Annotated in this window: 18 protein-coding genes; 5 read left to right on the top strand and 13 right to left on the bottom strand. The window is 58.3% G+C overall.

The features are described 5' to 3' along the window. Positions 1-231: 231 nt before the first annotated feature. The 6 genes from Q1B40_RS09255 to tpiA all read right to left on the bottom strand — a co-directional run bounded on the left by Q1B40_RS09255 (position 232) and on the right by tpiA (position 8,618). The gene (locus Q1B40_RS09255; protein WP_299812884.1) at positions 232-3,381 is read right to left on the bottom strand and encodes an efflux RND transporter permease subunit; all 3,150 of its coding nucleotides are present in this window, start codon (positions 3,379-3,381) and stop codon (positions 232-234) included. Continuing rightward, positions 3,382-4,545, bottom strand: a complete 1,164-nt coding sequence (locus Q1B40_RS09250; protein WP_299812881.1) for an efflux RND transporter periplasmic adaptor subunit — start codon at positions 4,543-4,545, stop codon at positions 3,382-3,384. Between the two features lie 205 nt (positions 4,546-4,750). Further along, on the bottom strand, positions 4,751-5,575 hold the full coding sequence (locus Q1B40_RS09245; RefSeq protein WP_299812878.1) for a VOC family protein: 825 nt from the start codon (positions 5,573-5,575) through the stop codon (positions 4,751-4,753). Between the two features lie 32 nt (positions 5,576-5,607). Next, positions 5,608-7,236: a CTP synthase gene (locus Q1B40_RS09240; RefSeq protein WP_299812875.1), complete on the bottom strand. Its 1,629-nt coding sequence runs from the start codon at positions 7,234-7,236 to the stop codon at positions 5,608-5,610. A gap of 133 nt (positions 7,237-7,369) precedes the next feature. Next, positions 7,370-7,750, bottom strand: a complete 381-nt coding sequence (gene secG / locus Q1B40_RS09235; RefSeq protein ID WP_299812872.1) for a preprotein translocase subunit SecG — start codon at positions 7,748-7,750, stop codon at positions 7,370-7,372. Positions 7,751-7,859: 109 nt separating this feature from the next. Continuing rightward, complete coding sequence (gene tpiA / locus Q1B40_RS09230; RefSeq protein ID WP_299812868.1) at positions 7,860-8,618, bottom strand: triose-phosphate isomerase; 759 nt, start codon at positions 8,616-8,618, stop codon at positions 7,860-7,862. A gap of 245 nt (positions 8,619-8,863) precedes the next feature. Here tpiA and Q1B40_RS09225 point away from each other — a divergent pair, with 245 nt between their 5' ends. The 5 genes from Q1B40_RS09225 to glp are packed head-to-tail and all read left to right on the top strand — an operon-like array spanning position 8,864 to position 14,335. Beyond that, entirely contained in the window at positions 8,864-10,756 is a 1,893-nt protein-coding gene (locus Q1B40_RS09225) for a peptidylprolyl isomerase (protein ID WP_299812865.1), read from the top strand. 24 nt (positions 10,757-10,780) lie between these two features. Beyond that, positions 10,781-11,794, top strand: a complete 1,014-nt coding sequence (gene trpD / locus Q1B40_RS09220; protein WP_299812862.1) for an anthranilate phosphoribosyltransferase — start codon at positions 10,781-10,783, stop codon at positions 11,792-11,794. Between the two features lie 4 nt (positions 11,795-11,798). Next, positions 11,799-12,611, top strand: a complete 813-nt coding sequence (trpC, locus tag Q1B40_RS09215; RefSeq protein WP_299812859.1) for an indole-3-glycerol phosphate synthase TrpC — start codon at positions 11,799-11,801, stop codon at positions 12,609-12,611. A 6-nt stretch (positions 12,612-12,617) separates the two neighbouring features. Then, positions 12,618-13,130 carry a cyclic pyranopterin monophosphate synthase MoaC gene (gene moaC / locus Q1B40_RS09210; protein WP_299812856.1) on the top strand — a complete coding sequence of 171 codons (513 nt, stop codon included), beginning with the start codon at positions 12,618-12,620 and terminating at the stop codon, positions 13,128-13,130. Next, entirely contained in the window at positions 13,130-14,335 is a 1,206-nt protein-coding gene (gene glp / locus Q1B40_RS09205) for a gephyrin-like molybdotransferase Glp (RefSeq protein WP_299812853.1), read from the top strand. Before moaC ends, glp begins: the two co-directional genes overlap by 1 nt. 68 nt (positions 14,336-14,403) lie before the next feature. On the opposite strand, the gene Q1B40_RS09200 is transcribed toward glp, so the two are convergent. The 7 genes from Q1B40_RS09200 to Q1B40_RS09170 form a co-directional block, all read right to left on the bottom strand. Then, entirely contained in the window at positions 14,404-15,204 is an 801-nt protein-coding gene (locus Q1B40_RS09200; RefSeq protein WP_299812850.1) for a xanthine dehydrogenase family protein subunit M, read from the bottom strand. Between the two features lie 148 nt (positions 15,205-15,352). Continuing rightward, the gene (locus Q1B40_RS09195) at positions 15,353-17,713 is read right to left on the bottom strand and encodes a xanthine dehydrogenase family protein molybdopterin-binding subunit (protein WP_299812847.1); all 2,361 of its coding nucleotides are present in this window, start codon (positions 17,711-17,713) and stop codon (positions 15,353-15,355) included. A gap of 197 nt (positions 17,714-17,910) precedes the next feature. Further along, on the bottom strand, positions 17,911-18,402 hold the full coding sequence (locus Q1B40_RS09190) for a (2Fe-2S)-binding protein (protein WP_299812844.1): 492 nt from the start codon (positions 18,400-18,402) through the stop codon (positions 17,911-17,913). 130 nt (positions 18,403-18,532) lie between these two features. Beyond that, the gene (locus Q1B40_RS09185; protein WP_299812841.1) at positions 18,533-19,234 is read right to left on the bottom strand and encodes a carbon monoxide dehydrogenase subunit G; all 702 of its coding nucleotides are present in this window, start codon (positions 19,232-19,234) and stop codon (positions 18,533-18,535) included. Between the two features lie 228 nt (positions 19,235-19,462). Next, positions 19,463-21,709, bottom strand: coding sequence for an EAL domain-containing protein (locus Q1B40_RS09180; protein ID WP_299812838.1), 2,247 nt, complete (start codon positions 21,707-21,709; stop codon positions 19,463-19,465). 1 nt (position 21,710) lies between these two features. Next, the gene (locus Q1B40_RS09175) at positions 21,711-23,321 is read right to left on the bottom strand and encodes a sensor histidine kinase (protein WP_299812835.1); all 1,611 of its coding nucleotides are present in this window, start codon (positions 23,319-23,321) and stop codon (positions 21,711-21,713) included. A gap of 425 nt (positions 23,322-23,746) precedes the next feature. Then, positions 23,747-24,550, bottom strand: coding sequence for a response regulator transcription factor (locus Q1B40_RS09170; protein WP_299812832.1), 804 nt, complete (start codon positions 24,548-24,550; stop codon positions 23,747-23,749). Positions 24,551-24,826 lie beyond the last annotated feature (276 nt).

Here is a 24,826-nt window from a genome sequence, read left to right as displayed (position 1 = left end):
GAACCTCGAAATCCACGCCGACGCAGCGCGCACAACTTAAGCGCTCTTGCGGCAGAACGCAGTCCGCCTGCTCCCGTCTGTCAAGATCAGTTCGTGTCAGCCCAGCCCGAAAGGCACGGATACGCTGTTTCCGCGCAGGCAGCTCCCCCTGCCCGCGCGCTGTCTCGATTATGGAAGTCACCAGGATCTACGTCGCCGTGTAACCGGTCCGAGAATAAAAACTCCGGCCTATCAGGTGGCCGGAGCCTCCTGTTTCTTCACCGGTTGTCCGCCCAGCCAGCCCTTGACCGTTTCACGAATTGTCTGCAGGCTGACATAGAGGATCGGGATCAAGAGAATGCCGATCGACGTGGCGAACAGCATGCCGCCGAAGACCGCAAAGCCGATGGCCTTCTGGCTGGCCGCGCCGGCGCTTGAGGCGGTCATGAGTGGCACGACCCCAAGCAGGAACGATAGCGCGGTCATCATGACGGCCCGGAAACGCAGATGTGCCGCTTCCACACCGGCCTCGAGGATCGACTTGCCGCCGTCCCTTTGTTCCATCGCGAACTCGACGATCAGAATGGCGTTTTTCGCGCCCATTCCGATCAGCATGATCATACCGATCTGTGTATAGAGATTGACGTCGCCTCCCGTCACGAACACCGCCACGAGCGCGCCGAGCAATGCAAAGGAAACCGACATCAGGATCGCAACCGGCATCGTCCAGCTTTCATACTGCGCCACCAGAAACAGATAGGTGAACAGGATAGAGAGCATCAGAATGAACATCACGATCTGCCCGGAGCCGAGCTGCTGGGCAGCCGTTCCCGTCCATTCATAGGAATATCCGGATGGAAGCGCCTGATTTGCAGCGGCATCGACTTCGTTGATCACCACGCCGGTGGAAGCTCCAGGCCCCGGATCCGCCATCACTGCGGCCGCGCGGAACATGTTGTAGCGGGTCAGGATCTGCGGTCCGAGGATTGTCTCGGTGGTCACGATACTTCGCATCGGCACCATCGTTCCGTCCGTTGCCCGCACATACAGGCGATCGATGTCCTCAACCCTGTCGCGGTATTCCCCCTCCGCCTGGATCATCACCCGGTAGACCCGGCCGAAAATGTTGAAATCGTTGATGTAATAAGAGCCGAGATAGGCCTGCAGCGTTACGAAGACATCCGCGATATCGATGCTGAGTGTCTTTGCCTTCTGCCGGTCCAGATCGACGAAGATCTGCGGCACGTTGGCCCGGAACGTTGAATAGGCCCGCGCGATCTCGGGGCTCTGGTTGGCCGAATAGACCATCGACCCGACGGCCGAGGCGAGGTCCTGCGGCGTGCCGCCTCCGGTCTGCTGCAGCATCATCTGGACGCCGCCGGTTGTGCCAAGTCCCGGAATGGGCGGCGGATTGAAGGCAATGATGCTTGCCCCCGGAATGGTCGAGAACTGCGCCCAGAACTTAGCAAGAATGGCGTTGATGCGCAGGTCCGGCTCCTGCCGCTGATCCCAGCCGGTCATCGTGGCGATCACCAGCGCAACGTTCGAGGACGATGCCCCATTGAGGATCGAGTAACCGTTGACGACGACCACATTGGCGACACCGGCCGTGTTCTCGACCAGATCGATAATGCGGTCCGTGACCTGTTCGGTCCGCCCCAGAGAAGCGCCGTCCGGCAACTGGACATCGACCATGAGATAACCCTGGTCTTCCGACGGCAGGAAACCTTGCGGCAGCGAGCTCCCCAGTGTGACGATCAGCGCCACGACCCCGGCCACGACCAAGAGACTGATGAAGGCAACCCTCACCAATCGCCGGATGATGGCGGTATACCCGTTTCGTACCGAGGTGATGCCCCTGTCGAAGACCCCCATGATGCCACGCGGCGGACCGGAGCGAGCCTTCAGGATCAGGCCGCACAGCGCCGGAGAGAGCGTCAGCGCATTGATGGAGGAAATCACCACGGAGACCGAAATGGTCACGGCGAACTGCGAGTACAGCCGGCCGGTAATACCCGGCATGAAGATTGTCGGGACAAAAACGGCGAGAAGCACCAGGGTCGTCGCGATCACCGGACTGGTGATCTGCCCCATTGCCTTGGCCGTTGCTTCCCTCGGTGGAAGCCCCTCGTCGGCAATGATCCGTTCCACGTTTTCGACGACCACGATCGCATCGTCCACCACGATCCCGATCGCCAGCACCAGCGCGAACAGCGAAATCGTGTTCAGCGACATGTCAAACGCCAGCAGGACGGCAAACGTCCCGATCAACGAAACGGGAATTGCAACCGCCGGGATAATAGTCGCACGCCAGTTGCCGAGGAAAACGAACACCACCGTGACGACCAGCATGAAGGTCAGAAACAGGGTGGTAATCACATCGTCAAGCGATTGCTGCACGAAGTCCGTGGTGTTGAAAGGTACGGCGTATTCCATGTCCGACGGAAAATTCTTCGACAGGTTTTCCATCTGCGCCAGAACGGCCGTTGAAACCTGAAGGGCGTTTGCACCCGGCGCCTGATAGACGGCGAGAACGGTCGCCGGTTTGCCGTTGAATTCACCCGACGCGCTGTAGCTCTGGGCACCGAGTTCCACACGGGCGATATCGCCAATGGTGACAACAGCGCCATCATTGCCGGTCCGCAGGATGATCTGTTCGAATTCCTCGACAGTCGAAAGCCGCCCTTCCGCGGTAACCGTATACTGGAACTGCTGACCGTCAGGCACAGGTGGCGCGCCGATCTGACCGGCCGCGACCTGAATGTTCTGGTCCTGGACCGCTGCGATGAAATCGCTCGGCGTCATGCCGAGACTGGTCAGCTTGTCGGGATCAAGCCAGATGCGCATGCCATAGGCGAAATCCGTCATCACATCCGCACGGCCAACGCCGGGAACACGGGCAAGAGTGTCCTTCAGGTTGATGGATGCGTAATTCGACAGAAAAACCGGATCGAAGGTCCCGTTGGGCGAATAGAGCGTCACCACCAGAAGCATGTTGGTGCTGGACTTCTGAACCGTCACTCCCTGCGCCGTCACATCGCTCGGCAACTGGCTGGTAGCCTGACTGACCCGGTTCTGCACATTGACCGTTGCGATATCGGGATCGGTGCCGACCGCGAAGGTGACGTCGAGCGAATAGGTGCCGCTGGCAGAGCTCGTCGACTGCATGTAGATCATGTCGTCGACGCCGTTCACCTGTCCCTCGATCGGCGCGGCAACAGTGTCTTCCAGGACTTCGGCGCTCGCACCGGTATAGGTCGCGGTCACGTTGACGACCGGCGGCGTAATGTCGGGAAACTGTTCAACCGGAAGCGACAGATATCCCAGCACGCCGGCAATCGTGATCACAATGGAAATGACCAGCGCGAATTTCGGCCGGTAGATAAAAAAGCTTGAAAACATCTAGCTTTTCTCCGCCGGTTTGGACGCAAGAACAGGGTCGACAACGACGCCCGGCCGCACTTTCTGCAGGCCTTCGACGATCACTTCATCCCCTTCTTTCAAACCCTTCGTCACGACAAAATTCGTGTCGATCTGCTGGGCCAGGTCGACATACTTCTGTTCGACTTTCTTGTCGGACGTGATTGCCAGTGCGAATGCGCCCTGCTGGTCGCGCTGAATGGCGGATTGAGGTACGACCAGAGCGGTTTCCGTATCAGGCGCTTCAAGGATCACCGTGACATAGGTACCTGCAAGCAGGCGCCTGTCCTTGTTTTCGAACTGCCCCCGGAACGAAATCGTGCCCGTGGTCGCATCCACCTCGTTGTTGATGAAGACGATCTTGCCTTTTTCTCCGTAGGTGGCGCCGTTCGGCAGGACAAGACTGATTGCCGGGGATTTTTCCGGAGAAATATCCGCCGGGTTGATCCCATGCGTTTTGACGGCGTTGAGGTACTCGGCTTCACTGACCGAAAAATTCACGTAGACCGGTGCGAGACTGACCAGCGTGGCAAGCGACTCCGTGCTTGGCCCGACCACTTCTCCGACACTGTAGGTGGTTTTTCCAAGCTGGCCGGCGAACGGCGCGGAAATATCGGTGTAGCCGAGGTCCAGCTCTGCCTGTTGCAATTCGGACTGGGCCGCGTCGACCGACGCATCGGACTGCTGCATCTGCGCCAGGGTCGCTTCATAGGCCGCTTCGGAAATATGGCCTTTTTCGAGAAGGTCCTTGTCGCGTTTTTCGTTGGCGGATTTGAGGGCCGCATCCGCCTTGGCACTTGCCAGATCCGCCTTTGCCTTCATCATGGCGGCTTCATACTGCGCCTTTTCAATGGTGAAGAGCAGTTCGTCCTTCTTCACCATGGATCCGTCGGCAACCGCTTTTTTCTCCAGAAAGCCGCTGACCCGGGCAACCAGGTTCACCTGATCCACTGCCGCGATCTGACCGACGAACTTTGCACTCTGTCTTATTTGCTGGTTGACGACCTTGGCCACCGTGACAGCCGGAGGCGGCGCGGCCGGCGCTGCTGCCTTCTTCGAGTCGTCGGAACATCCTGCAAGCAGAGCGGAAGCAAGTGCCGCAAATGCAAAGGAACGCGTGGAAATAGGAAAGTTCAAAAACGGCATTCGTTAAACTCCGCAGTCCGAACCTTGTGGCTCAGGCAATCGCATCGGGACGTACGACGGAGTTCACTATAAGAGGGCAGATTGATTCAACAAGACAATTTTGCCGTTCAAGTGCCCCCGGCCCCCGAAAAATTCCCTTGCGTTTTCAATCCAATTTGCCAGCAAAGCCTGGAACGGGTGTGCATCCGGACGTGACCGGCCGTTCTCACACGGATGGGGAAAGAATCAGTGTCAGGCCGAAGAGCTTGCTCGCCGGAATTATCCGTGCTTCTTCAAGGCCGGCACAGGAGATTTCGAGAGCAGCAATTTGTGGCAGGTCACCATCCAGGGCGCCAGCCGCATCTTCTCCCAGAAGACCACGATAGGCTCGGGGAGTCAGAACCGAGATTTTTCCGCGTGGCGTGACAAGTTCAAGACCCAGGCTCGTGGCCCGCATTTCCCGTTGGCCGGTAAAGCCGCCCAGAAATTCGTGATGATCGGAAGGATCTTCCGCCACGAGGTAAACCGCCTCGACGGATTGGGCGCCGTTATCGTGGCTCAGGAACGCGGGTTTCCAGAAATTCTCCGGAAATCTGTTGTGACAGGTAAAATATCCAATCCCCGGCGCAAGGGGATCGCGCAGGAAAGTTAGATCGAATCCAACCCGGGCGGTGGACCCGTCGGCAAGATTCGCGGTCCTCTCAAAAGAGAACGGCTCAAAAACTTCAAGCCCGGCTTTGACGAAGTCGTCGCGGTCCTGACCCGGATCCCGGCTTTCAAGAACCAGCATGCTGGCCCCTTCCCGCTTGACGAGAAAATCCCGGTTGAACGCTCCGAAAGAAAACGCCTGGCCTTCCGCTTCCTGAATCAGCTCCTGGTCGGCAACGCTCAGAACCTCGATGAAGAACCCGTCCAGCTGGATAAGACGATTGGCGGTTCCCCAGGCATGCCGGTTCACAGGTGTCATGGTGAAACCGAGCGCCGTCCAGGTCTGAAAGGCGGCGTCGAGATCCTTTACCGCGACGACCAGATGATCAAGCCCGCGCACCATGCGCTCTCCCCTGCCCTGTTGGCGAATTCCCGTCAGACCAGACGGCTCTGATGAACGGCGGCGGCGATGAAGGAAGCAAACAGTGGATGCGGTTCAAACGGCCGGGATTTCAGTTCCGGATGGTATTGAACCCCGATGAACCACGGATGATCCTCGATTTCGACCGTTTCCGGCAACACACCGTCCGGAGACGTTCCGGCAAAGATGAGCCCGCAGTTCTCCAGCTTTTCCCGGTAGCCTATATTGACTTCGTAGCGGTGACGGTGACGTTCCGAAATGCTTGTCTCGCCGTATATCTCGGCGATTTTCGAACCGGCCATGAGGGTCGCGGGGTAGGCGCCGAGACGCATCGTGCCACCGAGATCGCCTTCCGAATCCCGCACTTCCTTGTAGTTGCCCTTTGTCCACTCGGTCATCAGGCCGACCACCGGCTCCTTCGCGGGACCGAATTCGGTGGAATTGGCATCCTTGATGCCGGCAAGGCTGCGCGCCGCTTCCAGCACCGCCATCTGCATGCCGAAGCAGATTCCGAAATAGGGAATATCGCGGGTACGGGCATAATGCGCCGCGGCGATCTTGCCTTCCGCGCCACGCTCGCCGAAACCGCCGGGAACAAGAATTCCGTGAACCCCTTCAAGATACGGGCCCGGATCCTGCTTCTCGAACGTTTCCGATTCGATCCACTCGATATCGACCTTGACCCTGTTCGCGATACCGCCGTGCACCAGGGCTTCGATCAGGGATTTGTAGGCGTCCTTGAGAACCGTGTATTTGCCGACAATCGCGATCTTGACTTCGCCTTCCGGATTGGCAACCGCCTCGGAAATGCCTTCCCAGCGATCCAGAACGGGCGCCGGCGCGCCTGTCAGCCCGAACGCGGCCAGCACTTCGTCGTCGAGGCCTTCCTTGTGATAGGCGATCGGCACATCGTAAATGGATTTCACGTCGTAGGCCGGAATCACGGCGCTTTCGCGCACGTTGCAGAACAGCGACAGCTTGCGCTTTTCAGTCTCAGGAATCGGCCGGTCGCAGCGGATCATGAGAATATCGGGCTGGATGCCGATGGACCGCAACTCCTTGACGGAGTGCTGGGTCGGTTTGGTCTTCATTTCCCCGGCACTGGGAATATAGGGCATCAGCGTCAGATGGACGTAGACTACATCGCCGCGCGGCAGATCGTTGCCAAGCTGCCGGATCGCCTCGAAGAACGGCAGGCCTTCGATGTCGCCCACGGTTCCGCCGATTTCGACAAGGACGAAGTCATAGTCCTCGTTGCCGGTCAGGACGAAATTCTTGATTGCATCGGTTACATGGGGAATGACCTGAACGGTCCCACCGAGATAGTCCCCGCGCCGTTCCTTGGCGATGATGTCCTGATAGATTCTGCCAGTGGTAATGTTGTCCTGCTGGTTCGCAGGACGGCCGGTGAAGCGTTCGTAGTGGCCGAGATCAAGGTCGGTTTCCGCACCGTCGTCGGTCACGAAGCATTCGCCGTGCTGATACGGGCTCATGGTGCCCGGATCGATGTTGAGATAAGGGTCGAGCTTACGCAGCCGGACCTTGTATCCGCGCGCCTGGAGCAATGCGCCAAGTGCTGCGGAAGCAAGACCTTTTCCAAGCGAGGAAACCACGCCGCCAGTGATGAAAATATATCGCGCCATGGACCAATACCATATTCGTGCCGAGGGCACTTTGGCCACTCGGGAGTTACGTTCTTAACACATAAAAATGCCCTGCGTGTTCAACCGCAGGGCATATGTCAGGCGAAAGGGCCGATGAGCCGCGGCAGCAAGACTATTGCGCTGCCGGGACCTGCGGGCCGGAAGGCTGGCTCTGCTGTTTCAGAGAATCGAGAATACCGCCGGCGCCGTCTGTATCGGTACCACCGTCGGTGGGGGCCGGTACTCCGGTCGTTGCAGCCGGTGTGGCATCCAGAATGGACGCCGGGCTTTCCTGATTCTTGGCAATCAGGCTGAGGGCCATGGACGTCACGAAGAACACGGCAGCCAGGACCGCCGTGGCCCGGGTGAGAATGTTCGCCGTGCCGCGGCTCGACATGAGACCACCACCTCCACCGCCGATGCCAAGCGCACCGCCTTCGGAACGCTGGAGGAGGACAACAAGCACCAGGGCCAACACGACCATAAGGTGGATAACGATGACTACGGTTTCCATCGAACGCCATTCTGTATTGAATTCAAGATTTGCGGCCTTCTACACCAGACACCCGCAGCTTTCCACCCTTCAAATGCGCCTTCGTCGCAGAAGCTTCAAGAACCGCCCTTCAGGAATAGGCAGAAAGGATTCCCAGAAAGGCGTCAGCGGTGAGGCTTGCGCCCCCCACAAGTGCTCCGTTGACATTGGCAACTGCCATGAGTTCCCCGGCATTGGCCGCCTTGACCGAACCGCCATACAGAAGCCGCATCGCTTCACCGGCTTCCGCGAATCTGGCCACGAGATTGTCCCGCATGGCCTTGTGCATATCCTCCACATCGCCCGCGGTCGGCGTCAGGCCGGTTCCGATGGCCCAGACAGGTTCATAGGCCACGACGGTGTTTTCAGCTGTCGCACCGTCGGGAACCGAGCCGTTCAGCTGACGCTCGACGACACCGACAGCCTCCCCGGCCTTGCGCTCCGCCTCGGTTTCCCCGACGCAGATGATTGCAGTCAGGCCCGCCCGCCATGCGGCCTGAGCCTTGGCGTTGACATCGGCATCTTTTTCACCGTGATCGGCGCGTCGCTCCGAATGGCCGACGATTACAGCCGTTGCGCCGGCATCCTTCAGCATCTCGGCTGAGATATCACCGGTGTGCGCTCCGGATTGCCCGGCATGACAATCCTGGCCGCCAAGAGCTATCGCTCCGCCGCTCGAGCTTTCCGCAAGAACGGCGATCAGTGTCGCGGGCGGGCAGATCATCGTGTCAACGGCTTCGGCCAGATCGTCCGTCAGCCCGGCTCTCATCTTGTAGAATTCCGCCAGGCTCGATTTCAGGCCGTTCATCTTCCAGTTTCCGGCCACCAGCGGTTTGATCTTCACACTCATATTCCACATCCTCCGAAGGCCTGTTGCATGTTTGCCGACTTTAGAGCAGAAGCGCCGGATCGATGCAATCTGCCTGTCGCGGTGAATTCACCTTCAGGTCCTTGCGATTACGCTCAAAGTTTGTGTCCGGGCCGCCTTGCGGCTAGGGCGTCACCTCATTATGATCCGCCCGCTCCGGCCTCGGCCGTAGCAAAACGCAGACCGGGCGTCCGGCTGATGGAAAAACAAGATTTACGGGAGACGTCATGCTTGACGCGCTGCGCAGGGGCGCTGGCACCTGGTTTGCCAAACTTTTTATCGCTCTGCTTATTTTCAGCTTCGCCGTCTGGGGAATCAGCGGTTTTCTGGGGAACGTGAACCAGGACACCGTGGCCAGGGTCGGCGACGCGGATATCTCCCTTTTCGATTTCGACCGGACCTACCGTCAGGACCTCAACAGGCTCGGCCAGCAGTTCGGCCGGCCGCTGACGCCCGTCGAAGGCGCTTCCCTGGGCGTGCCGCAGCAGTCTCTCGGCAAGTTGATCGCCGAAGCCGCCATGAACGACACGGCCCGCAACCTGAAACTCGGCGTCTCCGACGAGCGGCTCGCCAGTATCATACAGTCCGATCCGGCCTTCCAGGGCCCCGGAGGCCGTTACGACCGCAGCCGCCTGCAGCAGGTGCTTCAGGCCAACGGCTACCGTGAGGACGAATACGTGCTCCAACGCCGGGCCATCGCCGAACGAAGCCAGCTTGCAGAGGGTCTGGCCGGTGGCATGAAGGCTCCGCTCACCTATCTGGAAGTTCTCGATGCCTATCAGCGCGAAACCCGCGATGCCGAATACCTCATCGTCACCGGGGATTACATTGGCGAGATCGCGGATCCGGCCGAGAGTGATCTGAGCACCTATTTCGAAGAGAACAAGGATGCGTTCCGCGCTCCGGAATTCCGCGAGATCAAATTCGTCGCCCTGACGCCGGAGACGGTTGCCCGCCCTGACGATATCCGGGACGAGGATGCACGCACCGAATACGAATTGCGGAGCGAGGACTTTTCTCAACCGGAACGCCGCAAGGTGCGCCAGATGACGTTCCCTTCGCAGGAAGCGGCTGAGGAAGCCGCCACGGAGCTGGAAAACGGCAAGACTTTTGACGAGTTGATGAGTGATCGCAACCTCAGCGACAACGATGTTTCCCTGGGTGTGATGTCAAAGACCGATTTTCTCGATGAGACTCTTGGGAACGCTGCGTTTTCACTTGAAGAAGGCGCAACCAGCGCTCCTGTGGAAGGTCGGTTCTCTACCGTGATACTGAACGTGGAAGAAGTCCTGCCGGAAAGCACGCAGCCTTTTGAAGAGGTCAAGGCAGGGATCGTTCAGGATCTTGCCAGGGAACAGGCGGAACGGGAAATTCTCGATCTGCTCGACGAGGTGGAAGATGCCCGTGCCGGTGGCGCGCTTCTGGACGAAATCGGCGAACGCTTTTCGCTGAACGTCGAGACACCCGAAGCTTTCGACGCTTCCGGCAAGTCCATGAATGGCGGAGATGTCGATTTGCCGGAGGCCGAGGGCCTGATTGCCGGAGCTTTCGATAGCGATGTCGGCATTGAAAACGATGTCGTTCCGCTCGGTGACAGGGGCTTCCTCTGGTACGAGGTTTCCAAGGTAACCCCGTCGCGTGACCGGACCCTGGACGAAGTCAGGCAAGATGTGATTGCCGCATGGAAGACGGATGAGCTTGCCAAGCGGCTTTCAGATACCGCTGCAGACCTGCATGCGAAAGCGGAAAGCGGAACGCCGCTTCAGGCTCTTGCCGAAGAAACCGGACTGGAAGTCAAGACTGCGACAGGCCTGACGCGCAACGCCCCCTCAGGAGATCTGGGCCGGGACGCGGTTTCCGCTGTCTTCGGCGGCCCTGTCGGGACGAGCGCGACCACGGCCTCGGCCGATGGCGCCGGACAGCTTGTGCTCAAGGTCACCGGCAAGACGGCTGCCGAATTCAATGCCTCGTCACCCGAAGTGACGGCCCTGGGCCAGCAGATGTCCCAGCAGATACAGGATTCCGTCCTTGGCCAGTTCATAACCGATCGGGAAAACAAGGCTGGTGTCGAGATCAACAATGCGGCGATTTCCCAGGTCATCGGGTTGAACCAGAACTGATTTCACGACAAGCGGATTGATGACATGACCACGTTCAAAGACTTCCTTGCCAAGGTCGCCGATGGCCATGCATTGAACCGGCAGGAAGCCCGGGAAGCCTTTGAAGTCATCCTGTCGGGTGCTGCCACACCTTCACAGCTGGGCGGCTTCCTGATGGCCCTGCGGGTCCGTGGTGAGAGCATCGCCGAGGTTACCGGTGCGGTCGCCACCATGCGCGCGAAGATGCTACCGGTATCGGCGCCTGCCGACGCAATCGATATCGTCGGGACCGGTGGCGACAATTCCGGCACCTACAACATCTCGACCTGCACGGCGATCGTTGTTGCCGCATGCGGCGTACCGGTCGCCAAGCACGGCAACCGCTCGCTGTCCTCGAAGTCGGGCGCCGCGGAAGCCCTTGCCGAACTGGGTGTCAATATCGACATCCCGCCGGAAAAGATTTCCGAATGCATCCACAAGGCTGGTATCGGCTTCATGTTCGCACCGCTCCATCACGCGGCGATGAAGCACGTCGGCCCTACACGGGTGGAACTTGGCACCCGGACGATTTTCAACCTGCTCGGACCGCTTTCCAATCCCGCCAGTGTCAAACGCCAGATGGTCGGTGTTTTCGACCGTAAATGGGTGGAACCGATCGCCCGGTCCCTTCTGGATCTCGGCTCCGAAAAAGCATGGGTCGTTCACGGCTCCGACGGAATGGATGAAATCACCACCACAGGCCCGACGTTCGTGAGCGCACTGGAAGACGGCGCGATCAGATCCTTCGAGATTTCCCCGGAACAGGCCGGTCTGCCACTTGCCAGGCTGGAAGACCTGAAAGGCGGACTTCCGGCGGCAAACGCCAAGGCATTGCGGGGCGTGCTGGCCGGATCCAAGAACGCCTACCGGGACATCGTTCTTTTCAACGCCGCTGCCTCGCTGATGGTGGCCGACAAGGCGGACGACCTGAAGGAGGGTGTCGACATGGCGGCCGCCGCAATAGACAATGGCTCGGCAGCCGACACACTGGAAAGACTGGTCGCAGTCTCGAACGGATAGGCAAATGTCTGACATCCTGCAGAAAATCGAAGCCTACAAGCGCGAGGAAATCGCTGCCGCCAAGTCACGGGTCCCCCTGGAAGACCTCAAGGCGCAGATCACCGGCCTGCCTTCGACGCGCGGTTTTGCCAGGGCAATCGAGGCAAAGCATGCCGAGGGCGGTTTCGCGCTGATCGCCGAAATCAAGAAGGCCAGCCCCTCCAAGGGCCTGATCCGGGAAGACTTCGACCCGCCTTTGCTTGCCAAAGCCTATGAGGCAGGCGGTGCCGCCTGTCTGTCGGTCCTGACGGACACGCCGTCCTTCCAGGGAAAACCGGAATTCCTGGCAGCTGCCCGCGACGCGGTCTCCCTGCCTGCGCTGCGCAAGGATTTTCTCTATGACGTCTACCAGGTCTACGAGGCGCGTGCCTGGGGCGCGGACTGCATCCTGATCATTCTTGCAGCTGTTGACGATTCGACTGCCAGCGCTCTGGAAGAGACCGCTTTCGACCTTGGAATGGACGTTCTGCTGGAGGTTCATGACGCTGAAGAACTGGAGCGCGCGCTGAGGCTCTCCTCCCGACTCATGGGGATCAATAATCGCAATCTGAAGACCTTCGAAACCAGATTGGAAACAAGCGAGGAACTTGCGCCCCAGGTTCCTGCCGACAGGATAGTGATCGGCGAATCCGGTCTCTTCACACCGGCCGACCTTGAGCGCATGAACAAGGTCGGGATCTCCACGTTCCTGATCGGCGAAAGCCTGATGCGGCAGGACGATGTGGCCGCGGCAACAACGGCCTTGCTGGCGCGTCCCCTGCTTTCCAGGACGGGCTAGACGCAAATGGCCGGTCAGGATCCGACACTCACGCATCTGGACGAAACCGGTGCAGCCAACATGGTCGACGTCTCGGAAAAGAACGTCACGCACCGCATCGCCGTTGCCCGGGGCTCGGTCACCATGCGCCGCGAGACCCTGGACCTGATACGCAGCGGTAATGCCAAAAAGGGCGACGTGATCGGAACCGCCCGCATCGCCGGCATACTGGCCGCAAAGAAAACCCACGAACTGATCCCTCTCTGTCACCCTCTGATGCTGTCGAAAGTCACAGTCGATTTTGAAATCGACGAGACCCTGCCCGGACTGGTCGTGACCGCGACCACAAAGGTCAGCGGACAGACGGGTGTCGAGATGGAAGCCCTCACCGCCTGTTCCCTCGCCTGCCTGACCATCTACGACATGGCGAAGGCCGTCGATCGCGGCATGGTGATCGGCGATATCCGGCTGGTGGAAAAGGCCGGCGGCAAAAGCGGGCACTGGACCCTCGACAAAGACGGCACTGAAGGCGGCACCTGATGAGCCTGATGCCGGTCGCCGAAGCGCTTGAAAGACTTCTGGCTGGGGTGTCTCCACTGGGCCCGGAGACTGTGTCTCTGGAACAGGCGAACAACCGCTTTCTGGCCGACGCGCTCAGATCGAAGCGCACCCAGCCCCCTTTCGCCGCCTCGGCCATGGACGGCTATGCGATCCGCCATCAAGATCTTGGCGGCGACCGGACGCAATTGCAGGTCATAGGAGAAGCCCCGGCGGGCCATGGTTTTGCTGGCAGTGTCGAACCGGGCCAGGCAGTCCGCATTTTCACCGGAGCGCCGGTACCCACTGGTGCGGACACAATCCTCATTCAGGAAGATGCAGAGCGCTCCGGCAATATGATCACCGTTCTGGAGGCGCCGCAGAAGGGCGCCTTTGTCCGCTCTGCCGGTCTGGACTTTTCAAGCGGCGATGTCCTGCTCGCACCACCTCTCAAGCTGGCTTACAGGCATCTGGCCCTTGCCGCAGCCATGAACCATGCCGAGCTGCCGGTGATCCGCAAGCCGAAGGTGGCCATTCTTGCGACCGGAGACGAACTGGTCCCACCCGGCACGGAACCCGGTCCCGATCAGATCATCGCCTCGAACCATATCGGGATTGCAGCGCTGGTCGCCGATTGCGGCGGACAACCGCTTTATCTCGGCATATCGCCCGACGATCCGGTCGAGCTTGCCACGCATATTCGCACAGCCATCACCGAAGAAGCCGATATTCTCGTAACGCTTGGCGGTGCGTCCGTCGGCGATCATGACATCGTTCAGGAGGTTCTCGGGAAGGAAGGCATGGATCTTTCCTTCTGGCGTATCGCCATGCGCCCGGGCAAACCATTGATGGCAGGTCACCTCGGCAAGACCAGGGTTCTCGGCCTTCCCGGGAATCCGGTTTCGAGCCTGGTCTGTGGCCTGCTGTTCCTGAAACCGCTCCTGCAGGCAATGCTGGGGCAGTCGCCGGACAATGCCGCTCCGAAACAGGCTGTGCTGGGTGGGGATCTGCCGGAAAACGACCGCCGGCAGGATTACGTGCGTGCCGGACTTTCGCAAGACGCGGACGACCACCTGGTCGCGACACCTTTTACGCGGCAGGACAGTTCCATGCTCGGCCTGCTGGCGAAATCCGGCGCGCTTATCATCCGCCCGCCTCATGCACCTGCTCAGAAAGCCGGCACACCGGTACCGGTACTGATTCTCTGATCAGAAAAACATGAAAAAACCCGGCCACGAAGCGGCCGGGTTCAAGTCTGGAAGAAAAGACCGGCCCGTCAGCCGGCGGCTGCAACAGCCCGTTTTGCCATCACAGTCACCAGATTCGCCCGGTAATGAGCCGACCCGTGAACGTCATGCAGCATCCCGCCGGAATCAACGTGGATGCCGGCGACGGCGTCAGGCGACCAGTTGCTCGCCAGGGCTTCCTCCATGCCGTCAACCCGGAAGACACCGTAGTGCCCAGCCCCGGTCACCGCCACGCGCACGGAACCGTCGCTGTGCCGGGCCACGAACACGCCTGCCATTGCATACCGGGACGCGGGATTGGGGTATTTGGCGTAGGCCGATTTCTCGGCTGCCGGGAAGGAAACGGAAATCACGATTTCGTCGTCATCAAGTGCCGTGTCGAACATCCCGATGAAGAAGTCTTCCGCGGAAAATGTCCGTTTGCTGGTTGTGACAGTTGCGCCCAGACCGACAAGAGCAGCGGGATAATCGGCAGCCGGGTCGTTGTTGGCGATGGAGCCGCCGATTGTTCCCATGTGGCGGACAGCCGGATCCCCGATACCTCCAGCAAGGGTGGCAAGTCCCGGAAGCCTGGATTTGACCAGATCAGAGGCCGCAACTTCGGCATGCGGTGTCGCGGCACCGATAACGATCTGGCCCCCCTCTTCCCGAATGCCTTTCATTTCCGGAATCTTCGTGACGTCCACAAGGTCTGACGGAGCCGCCAGGCGCTGTTTCATGGTAGGGAGCAACGTCTGCCCTCCGCCCAGAAATTTTCCGTCCTCTGCGTCGGCAATCATTCGGACTGCGTCGGCAACCGATCCGGCACGGTGATAAGTCGTTTCATACATAATATGTCTCCCATATGGATGGGTTCAGGTTTGATATAATTGCTCGCGAAACCACAGGTGACTGGCTGTCGTCCCTTGAAAGGGGCGTTAAGAACCGCTCATCAAGCGGACCCGCAATCGCCTTGTGATCCCCGTTGGCCCGCCTCATTTATTCGGCTGCCTGCTTCATGGTGGAATTATACAAGGCCCAGACTTTTTCGGGCTTTGCCGGCATTGACAGGTCATTGTTGCCAATTGCGTCCGTGATCGCGTTGATGATGGCCGGTGGTGACCCGATCGCCCCGGCTTCGCCGCAGCCCTTGATGCCGAGCGGATTGCCCGGGCACAGGGTTTCATGGGTGGACAGGTTGAAGCTGGGAACGTCATCGGCACGTGGCATGGCATAGTCCATGTAGGTCGCGGTCAGAAGCTGACCGTTTTCTCCATAGGTCACGCTTTCCAGCAGCGCCTGTCCGATCCCCTGGGTCAATCCCCCGTGTACCTGACCTTCCACGATCATCGGATTGATGATCTTGCCGAAGTCGTCCGCAGCGACGAAATTGACAATTTCCGTCTTGCCGGTTTCCGGATCGATCTCGACTTCACAGACATAGGTTCCCGCAGGGAAAGTGAAGTTTGTCGGGTCGTAGAAAGCCCCTTCCTTCAGTCCAGGCTCCATGCCTTCCGGCAGATTGTGAGCCGTATAGGCGGCAAGCGCCACTTCGGTGAAGGAGAGTTTCTTGTCCGTACCGGCGACCTTCAGCTCACCGCCCTCGATCTGGATATCCCCTTCCGAGGCTTCCATGAGATGGGCGGCGATCTTTTTCGCCTTCGCCTCGACCTTGTCAAGTGCCTTGACGATCGCGGACATTCCGACGGCACCGGAGCGCGAGCCATAGGTGCCCATACCGAATTGAACCTTGTCCGTATCACCGTGGACGATGGCAACGGAGTCGGAATCAATGCCGAACCGCTCGCAGATCAATTGCGAAAACGTGGTTTCGTGACCCTGGCCGTGGCTGTGGGACCCGGTAAGGATCTCGATCGTTCCGACCGGATTGACCCGCACCTCGGCGGATTCCCAAAGTCCGACGCCAGCTCCAAGCGAACCGACAGCTGCCGACGGCGCAATGCCGCAAGCCTCGATGTAGCAGGACAGACCGATACCCCGAAGCTTCCCGCGCGAGGCGGCTTCCGCCTTGCGGGCGGCGAATCCGTCATAATCGGCGGCGCTCAGCGCGGCATCCAGCGTCGCATCGTAGTCCCCGGCGTCATAGCACATGATAACCGGCGTCTGATGCGGGAAGGATCTGACGAAATTCCTGCGGCGGAATTCAGCCGGTGAAAGACCGACTTCGCGCGCCGCGGTTTCCATCATCCGTTCGATCAGGTAGGTCGCTTCCGGCCTCCCCGCTCCGCGATAGGCATCCACCGGCGTCGTGTTCGTATAGACCGCCTTCACATTGGCGTGGATCGCCGGAATGTTGTACTGACCCGAGAGAAGTGTCGCGTACAGATAGGTCGGCACGGAAGACGAGAACAACGACATGTACGCGCCGAGATTGGCGACGGTCTTTACCCGCAAGCCAATGATCTTGTTATCGGAATCGAGTGCCAGTTCCGCTTCGGACTCGTGATCCCGGCCATGGGCATCCGTCAGGAAGGCTTCGGTTCGGTCACAGGCCCATTTGACAGGTCTGTTGACGCGCTTGGACGCCCAGAGGCAGACCATTTCTTCCGGATAGATGTAAATCTTGGCGCCAAAACCGCCACCGACATCAGGCGCGATCACCCGCAGCTTGTGTTCCGGTGCGATATTGTAGAATGCCGACAGCACCAGCCGGGCCACATGCGGGTTCTGCGACGTGGTGTAGAGCGTGAAGTGTTCCTCGGCGGAATTGTAATCCGCCAGAGCAGCACGCGGTTCCATCGGATTGGGAACGACGCGGTTGTTCTGGATGTTCATCCGCGTGACGTGAGCTGCGTTTTCGAACGCGGCGTTGACCGCTGCCTCATCGCCGATTTCCCAGTCGAAAATCAGGTTGCCTTCGGCTTCGGGATGAATCTGCGGAGCATCCGGGCCAAGTGCGGCAACCGCATTGGTGACCGACGGCAATTCTTCATAATCGACGACCACCGCATCGGCTGCATCGCGTGCCTGTGCAAGCGTGTCGGCGATAACCACCGCAACAGCCTGGCCGACGTGGCGGACCACTTCCGGTTCAAGCGCGCGCCAGCCGCCCATTTTCATCGGCGAACCGTCCTTGGAATGGATCATCCAGCCGCAGATGATATTGCCGACCCCATCGCCGACCAGCTGGTCGCCGGTCAGAACGGCATCAACCCCGGGCATCACCGACGCGGCGCCGGAATCGATGCTCCTGATCCTTGCATGAGCGTGCGGCGAGCGCACGAAGGCCGCATAGCCCATCCCCGGAGCGACTATGTCGTCCGTGTACCGGCCCTTGCCGGTAATAAACCGCTTGTCCTCTTTGCGCAGGGCGCGTGCCCCGATCCCCTCAACAGCCATCGTCTCTCTCCCAAAAAATGCTCCGGTGCCGCCTGTGCCGGAAATTCTCCTCAGACCGGTCTTGCCGGTTTCTGTCTGTCTCAAGACCTGGCGGACAGCCCTCAATTGCCATGTTCCTCCCGGCAACGGATCGAGCTGAACGGTCTTGTTGTCTCGGCGCAGAAATCCCGCGCGTTGAAGTCAGGAGTGCAGACTGACTATTCGGCAGCCTGGGCCATACCGGCCATCTGGTCGGAAGCGGCTTTGATCGCCTTGACGATGTTGTGGTAGCCGGTGCAGCGGCAGATATTGCCTTCCAGCTCGTGGCGGATGGTCTTCTCGTCCAGGTTTCCCGCGCCGTGGCGGTTGATCATGTCCAGGGCGCTCAGGATCATCCCCGGTGTGCAGAACCCGCATTGCAGACCGTGATGCTCCCGGAAGGCGGCCTGGATCGGATGCAGCGTGCCGTTGCTGGCAAGTCCCTCGATGGTCAGGACTTCGGCGCCATCAGCCTGCGCGGCCAGCATTGTGCACGATTTGACGGCCCTGCCGTCCACATGAACGACACAGGCGCCGCATTGCGACGTGTCACAACCGACATGGGTGCCGGTCAACTGGCGGACTTCGCGGATGAACGAGACAAGCAGCGTCCGGTCTTCGACATCCGCCGAAACCGCCTTGCCGTTCAATACCATCGATACTTTCGACATGAATATCTCTCCCTCATGAAATTCTTCGAGCCTTGGCTCAACAGCACCCGGCTTGCCGCCGTGTTCTTTTTCAGCGAGGTCTGGCGGATCGAAAACCGTCAGACCTCAATTCAAGATTGAGCAGCAAGGCTCATGTTGCAAGAGCCAGGATCACGATGACAGCCGCCAAAAGGGCCAGCCCCCACACAACCGGTCCTCCCAGAACATTCCTGCCGGCAGCTGCCTCCAGATTCTCCTCAGCCTGGTGCAGCTTCTCTTCAACGGCGTGCTCGGCGTCCTCGAGCGCGTGGACGACACCACCTGTCGTATCTTCAAGTGCAATCCGCTTGGCTTCCTCGGCCACGCCCGGATCGAGCTGATCGTCGGAAGCGCCGCCGGCTTGGTCCCCGGATGCCCCGCCAACCATCGCGGAAAATTTGCCGAAAAATTCTTCCGCCATTTTCTTTGCGGTGGAATCGATCAGCCGGCTACCCAGCTGTGCAAGCTTGCCGCCAACCTGCGCCTTGGCTTCATACGTCAGAAGGGTCTCGTCGCCTTCCTCGAGCAGCTTGACGTCTGCTGAACCTTTCGCGAATCCGGCAACGCCTCCCTTGCCTTCTCCAACGATCGTATAGCTTTCCGGAGCATTGATGTTCTCGAAAGTCACCGCACCCTTGAACTTGGCCTTGACCGGACCGATTTTCGTGGTCACCGCCGCAGTCATTTCCGTGTCGGATGTTTTTTCAAGGGTCTCACACCCCGGTATGCAGGCCTTCAGGATCTCCGGATCGTTCAGAGCTTCCCATACGGTTTCCCGTTTGGCCGGTATCCGGTGGGATCCGTTCATGTCCATTTATCTTCTCCCCATCTCGCGCTTCGGCGAATATTGGCAATGACTTGGCTGAAGCTCAACGCAAAAAGACCCTCAGCACCGTTGCGTTGGTCCCATGAGAGCTTGTTTTGTATAAAATTTCAATCGGTTATCTGCTTGGAAATTATGCACGGGACACACACGCGCGCACAAGCTGCCTTCAGGGCATGCTTTGTCGGCGTCAAGCTTGGTGAAAACGGCTGCCGGAGGCTATCCGACAACCAGTCCGGAGCCGGCAGCTTTCTGGACGAAGGCGACGAGATCGGTGCTGCTCAAGGGCTTGGAAAAGAAAAAGCCCTGCAGATAATCACACTTCAACTCGCGCATGAGCTTGCGCTGAGCATCTGTTTCAACGCCCTCGGCTGTGACGCTCAGGTCCAGCGCCTGGGCGACCGCAACGATGGATTTGACCACCGCAAGCGCATCCGAATCCTGATCCATGTTCATGATGAAACTGCGGTCGATCTTGATTCCATCCACCGGAAGCTTGCGCAGATAGCTCAGGGACGAATACCCGGTGCCGAAATCGTCTATGACGACCTTCGCCCCCTTGTTGCGCAACCATGTCAGCAGGGAAAGCGTGACCCGGTCATTGTTCAGGAACAATCCTTCCGTCACTTCGAAGACAAGACGATTGAAGGGCAAGCCTGCAGCCGAGGCCGCATCTTCTATGTCCTTGTAAATCCTGTTTGCCTGCACCTGCTGGGGAGACAGGTTCACATTGAGCCGGGTCTGATCCGAAACGGCCGCCATTTCGCTGAACTCGGCAAAGGCTGACTTGAACATCCACGCACCGACTTCGGATATCAGCCCGCTGGTTTCGGCAGCTTCGATCATGCGGCCGGTGTTGAGAAAAGTGCCTGACGGGGTACGGAACCGCATCAACGCTTCGAATGAAGCAATCGTGTTGTCGCGTGCCTGCATGATCGGCTGGTAATGCACGATAAATTCGGTCTTGTCGCGTCCGCCGGTGAGCAGCGAAGCAAGGCGAAGACGTTCGAACGCCGCCTCCTGCATCATGGGATGAAAGACCGCATGATTGGTGAGGCCTTTTTGCCGGACATCGTTCAACGCGATCGAGGCATGGCTTACAAGTTGCTCGGCTTCCTGATCCTCACCGTCCACCACAGCGGCAAATCCGAGCCGAATCCTCAGGGTGATCTGGGTATCGTCCAGGGTAATCGGCTCATGGAAGGCGTCTTCCACCCGCTCGACGACATCCTGTATCCGGTTTTCCTGGCCGTCCTTCAGAAGAATGAGAAACTCATCCTTTTCCTTGCGCGCGATCGAAAGCGCATCCGGAAACGTCTGCGCCAGCCGGTGACCGGTTTTTTTCAGGACGGCTCCGGCCTTTTCATCGCCGATACCGTCGACGATCACCCGGAACCGTTGAATGTCCAGATGCACGACAAGAAGGGACGCGTGCTTGGCTGCGTGACGTTGAAAAGTTTCGATGAACCCCGAAAACGTCGACAGACCCGTTGTCCGGTCAACATAGGCAAGGTTGCGGATATGCTCCAGCAGGCCGGTCTTTTCGTAGCCGAGAGCAACGTTGGCGACAAAAAGCTGGACAACTTCCGAGCCGACGAGATCTTCCAGCTCCTCCTCCGGCATGGCGAGAAAAAGCGCGCCGGTCATACCGTTGCGCGTCACGAGCGGCAGAGCCACCCCCTTGGGCGATGAACTGGAGGACAGGGTTTCGATGCACTCGTGCACCGAGGCCCTGATGGCGTCATCGCCCAGCATGTCGATAGGAAGGTCGGTCTTGTCTGCAAAATCGCCCATTGCAGCCAGGATCCTGACATTGGACTTGTCGATGATCCCGTAGTCGGGAAGCGCATCCAGTCCGCACAGGAAGCAGCCGACGGGTTCGCCGATCAGTTGCGTGATTTCCGTCAGAACCGCGGACGCGAAGTCGCTGAGGGCGTTCTTTTCCACGATGGCGGCGAAATGCGCATTCAACTGCTTGAGCTTTTGCCGGTTGGTCTCAAGCGACATGACCAGCTTGTATCCCCGCAAGGCCGTAATGATCGCGGTGATCAGCTTGGTGCGCGAGAGCTCGGCCTTTTCGGCATAGCCGTCGATATCGAATTTCATGATCACGTCGGTCTGCGGCGCGTAGCCCGGCTGACCTGTCCGCAGGATCAAGCGCGTGAACTTGTTCTCAAGTTCGGAACGGATCCAGCTGACCAGGGCGAGGCCGGCAGTGTCGCTTTCCATGACCACGTCCACAAGCGCAACTGCGATATCGTCCTCTTCGGTAAAAATCCTGCGGGCTTCCTCTGCAGACAGTGCATGAAGAAGTTCGAAGGGCCGGTCTTCGAAGACGCAACCGGAGACCGCGATCCGTGTAACCTCGTGAACGTCCGGGTCGTCATCGACGATCAGAATTTTCCATGGCGATTTAATATTCTTTTCCAGCTTGGGATCTGCGGGTGCAAGAAAATCCATCACCATTTTATTGAACCTTTTTTCTTATTGGTGTTCGAGCCTTCTGTGGGGCTCTGGCAGGAAATTCAATTGTAAATTCAGTACCCGATCCCACCTCCGAGCTGACGGAAATTGTTCCGTTCAGGCCTTCCGTCACCAGTTGGTAACAGATCGCCATTCCAAGGCCCGATCCACCCTTGCCGAACTTGGTCGTGAAAAACGGTTCAAAGACCTTCTTCAGGTTTTTCTCCGGAATTCCAACGCCGTAATCCTTGCATTTGAAGATGACGGTTTTTTCGGGCTCTCCATCCTCAACGTTTTCCGTCGAAGATATGATTTGCGAGGACAACCTTATCCGGCCCCGATCGAGGCCCTCATATCCATGTTTGATGGCATTTTCGACGAAATTGGAAACGAGCTGGCTGACCGCCCCCGGATAGCTGTCGATAACTTCGTCGGCATCAAGGTCGAGTTCGATCTCGAAAGAGGTTTTTCTGATGGTCGGCTGAAGGGTCGCCAGTGTTTCACGAATGATATGGTCGAAATTGAAAGGTCGCTTCTTCTCGCTCTGGCGGTCGACGGCAACCTGTCTGAAATTGCCGACAAGCTCCCGTGCCCTGCCGAGCGTCTTTTCAATGATGCTGGCCGTGTCGCTGATCCGCCCGACCTCGGTTTCCAGCGCTTCCTTGCTCAGGCTTTGCTGGTCAAGTTCGGTGCGAAGATATCCGGTTGAATCCTTGATCGTCGTCGCCGCCATAAGGGCATTGCCGAGCGGTGTGTTCAATTCGTGCGAGACACCGGCGACAAGTGCCCCGAGAGCAGCAAGATTGTCTGCCTGGATCAGCTCCTCCTGAACCAGCTTGAGCTGCTCCGTCCTGTGAGCGACCAGTTCTTCGAGATTGGTCTGGTACTCCTGGATCTTCTTCAGATCCAGATGACGGCGTTGAACCATCAACTGCAGGCTTTCCGCAAGAATGCCGATTTCGTCGGCGCGACCAGGCATCAGTTCAGCTCTTGGAGGATCCTCGATCAGACGGGGTGTCGACAGATAGTCGACGATTGCCGACAGCGGACGGCCGATCAGGCGGCGAAAGACCGTCCGGATGACAACCGCAAGAAGTGAAAGATAAACAATGATGGCCGATACGATGAAGCCGACCGTGGAGACGATTTCATAGGAAATCGTATTCCTGTCGATCAGAATGTAGACCTGACCGATCGCATCCTTCTGCAGGATCGTGCTGGGAGAATTCAAGGTATAGCTGAGGGCCTCGGCCTGACGAGGTCCGGACGCCGGCTCTCCGAAATTACCCGTATCGGGTGTCTCGACCCAGACTTTCTCGACCACTTCGAGGCTTTCAAGTCCGCGAATGAGCTGCAGGGTGGCATCCGCGTTTACGGTCCAGATCGCCCGCTCAAACGGCCGTTTGGTGGCCTGAAAGAAAGCCTCGGTGACACGGATCGCTCGGGCGTGTGCCGCGTCCCAGGTGATTTTGGTGAGGATTCCGACAAAGATGATGCCGAGGATTGCAAAGAGGCCAAGTGTATAAAGAATAAACGTTCGGGACAGGCTCGCCCGGCCCTTCTCCTTGGGAGTATATGGCAACGCCGCACTGCCGCTCAAACTCAAGATGACCACCTTGACGTTGTCCTTCCGAACCGGGAAGACACGAAACAATACAATTCCGCTTTGATGCAATCACCTCGCGAAAGTGCATGCGATTAAGGCAAAAGGTTCGACCGAAGCCACCGATACGCGATTTAACGATACGCGATTCAAGGTCGCGACAACATCGCCCTGGAGTCCTTTCAACATGTCACCTTCGCCTCAGCGGAATTTGACATGGCCCCAGTCTCCAAAGTTATTTTCGGTAAGGTTTCTAAATTTTCCATGAAAATCAATTGTAATTTGAAACACCCCCCTGTCTTAACAACTAGGCAAATGCTGTTGCCAGTTGAGCTAATACCAATGCAATAGGCTCTGCCTCATGGACAGTATATCAGGCCCGGTTTCATGCCGGTCCACCCATTGCGTCGAAAGACTTCATCCGCCCCGGATCGCTGCTATGCACCGACCACGGAAAGATAGGGCGTCTTGGCTGCTTTGTTGTTCGTCGTCTTTTCACTCGCACAAGCAGCAACTTGCGACGGCTGAACGGGCCTGCGGGTGTCACCGACCTTCGGCTTGGCCGACGAACCGTCTTTCAGCATGTAGCCGATGTAACGGGTGGATTCGATGGCGTCATATCCAAGCTTGTTCCGAAGCTTTTTGCGCAATTTCGAAATATGGCTTTCAACCACACACTCGTCCACGCCATCGTTCATCACGCCGTAAACCGCGTTGAAAATCTGTGTTTTCGTCACACGGCGTCCCTTGTTCTTCACAAGATATTCCAGAATGCGGCGTTCGCGGCGCGGCAATTCCATCATCTCTCCGCCAACCAGCGGGTCCCGGCCGTCGAAAAACACTTCGATCGCCCCGGTTCCCGAAGAGCTGTTGCGAGCGGTAATGCGGCGGCGGAATGCCCCCACCCTGGCGATGATTTCCCGCACATGCACAGGTTTTCTGAGAACGTCGTCCATTCCGGCGGAAAACAGCTCCAGAGTGTTTTCGAGACTTGCCGCATCCTGCAGCGCAACGATCTGCGCTTCCGGGCAGCGGCTGCGGATTGCGGTCACGAAGCCGGTGCGATCCTCACTTTCGCCGAGCAATATGGCGTCGACGGAAGACAGGTCCTGGGCGCTGGTGATTTCCATCCAGTCCAGAATTTCCGACGGGTGAAGTTCAAGCGAAGCATATCCTTCGCGTTCAAAGGCCGAGGCATAGCCTGCGGTCACGATCTCTCTCGCGTCTACGATGATAAACATATTAGCCCCTTGGATTTACCAGTACCCAATGGGTAAAATTACTAATCCATAAGGTCAATGCTTCTTCCCTTGTTTGGGAAGTATTTCAAAAAACATAGTGGAGAGAGATTATAATTCGATAGAGCAATATAATTCAAAGATCAATTGTATTGAGAATAAAGTAATATATAATTTATCTAAAATCCTAAACGCTGATAAAATCAGCGATTTCTGTAAAATTATTTGAGTTTGTATATAGGGAAAGCGCTGCGCATCAAAGCGCATTTTTTTATTCAG

This window comes from uncultured Roseibium sp. (assembly GCF_947496995.1).
In the GTDB taxonomy this organism is placed as follows: Bacteria; Pseudomonadota; Alphaproteobacteria; order Rhizobiales; family Stappiaceae; genus Roseibium.
Note: the sequence above shows the minus strand (reverse complement) of the source record. Positions and strands in the feature narration are given on the sequence as shown.

Excerpts from the sequence above, each read along its gene's own strand:
- Q1B40_RS09255 (WP_299812884.1), bottom strand. The coding sequence starts at position 3,381 with ATGTTTTCAAGCTTTTTTATCTACCGGCCGAAATTCGCGCTGGTCATT.
- Q1B40_RS09250 (WP_299812881.1), bottom strand. The coding sequence starts at position 4,545 with ATGCCGTTTTTGAACTTTCCTATTTCCACGCGTTCCTTTGCATTTGCG.
- Q1B40_RS09245 (WP_299812878.1), bottom strand. The coding sequence starts at position 5,575 with ATGGTGCGCGGGCTTGATCATCTGGTCGTCGCGGTAAAGGATCTCGAC.
- Q1B40_RS09240 (WP_299812875.1), bottom strand. The coding sequence starts at position 7,236 with ATGGCGCGATATATTTTCATCACTGGCGGCGTGGTTTCCTCGCTTGGA.
- secG (WP_299812872.1), bottom strand. The coding sequence starts at position 7,750 with ATGGAAACCGTAGTCATCGTTATCCACCTTATGGTCGTGTTGGCCCTG.
- tpiA (WP_299812868.1), bottom strand. The coding sequence starts at position 8,618 with ATGAGTGTGAAGATCAAACCGCTGGTGGCCGGAAACTGGAAGATGAAC.
- Q1B40_RS09225 (WP_299812865.1), top strand. The coding sequence starts at position 8,864 with ATGCTTGACGCGCTGCGCAGGGGCGCTGGCACCTGGTTTGCCAAACTT.
- trpD (WP_299812862.1), top strand. The coding sequence starts at position 10,781 with ATGACCACGTTCAAAGACTTCCTTGCCAAGGTCGCCGATGGCCATGCA.
- trpC (WP_299812859.1), top strand. The coding sequence starts at position 11,799 with ATGTCTGACATCCTGCAGAAAATCGAAGCCTACAAGCGCGAGGAAATC.
- moaC (WP_299812856.1), top strand. The coding sequence starts at position 12,618 with ATGGCCGGTCAGGATCCGACACTCACGCATCTGGACGAAACCGGTGCA.
- glp (WP_299812853.1), top strand. The coding sequence starts at position 13,130 with ATGAGCCTGATGCCGGTCGCCGAAGCGCTTGAAAGACTTCTGGCTGGG.
- Q1B40_RS09200 (WP_299812850.1), bottom strand. The coding sequence starts at position 15,204 with ATGTATGAAACGACTTATCACCGTGCCGGATCGGTTGCCGACGCAGTC.
- Q1B40_RS09195 (WP_299812847.1), bottom strand. The coding sequence starts at position 17,713 with ATGGCTGTTGAGGGGATCGGGGCACGCGCCCTGCGCAAAGAGGACAAG.
- Q1B40_RS09190 (WP_299812844.1), bottom strand. The coding sequence starts at position 18,402 with ATGTCGAAAGTATCGATGGTATTGAACGGCAAGGCGGTTTCGGCGGAT.
- Q1B40_RS09185 (WP_299812841.1), bottom strand. The coding sequence starts at position 19,234 with ATGGACATGAACGGATCCCACCGGATACCGGCCAAACGGGAAACCGTA.
- Q1B40_RS09180 (WP_299812838.1), bottom strand. The coding sequence starts at position 21,709 with ATGGTGATGGATTTTCTTGCACCCGCAGATCCCAAGCTGGAAAAGAAT.
- Q1B40_RS09170 (WP_299812832.1), bottom strand. The coding sequence starts at position 24,550 with ATGTTTATCATCGTAGACGCGAGAGAGATCGTGACCGCAGGCTATGCC.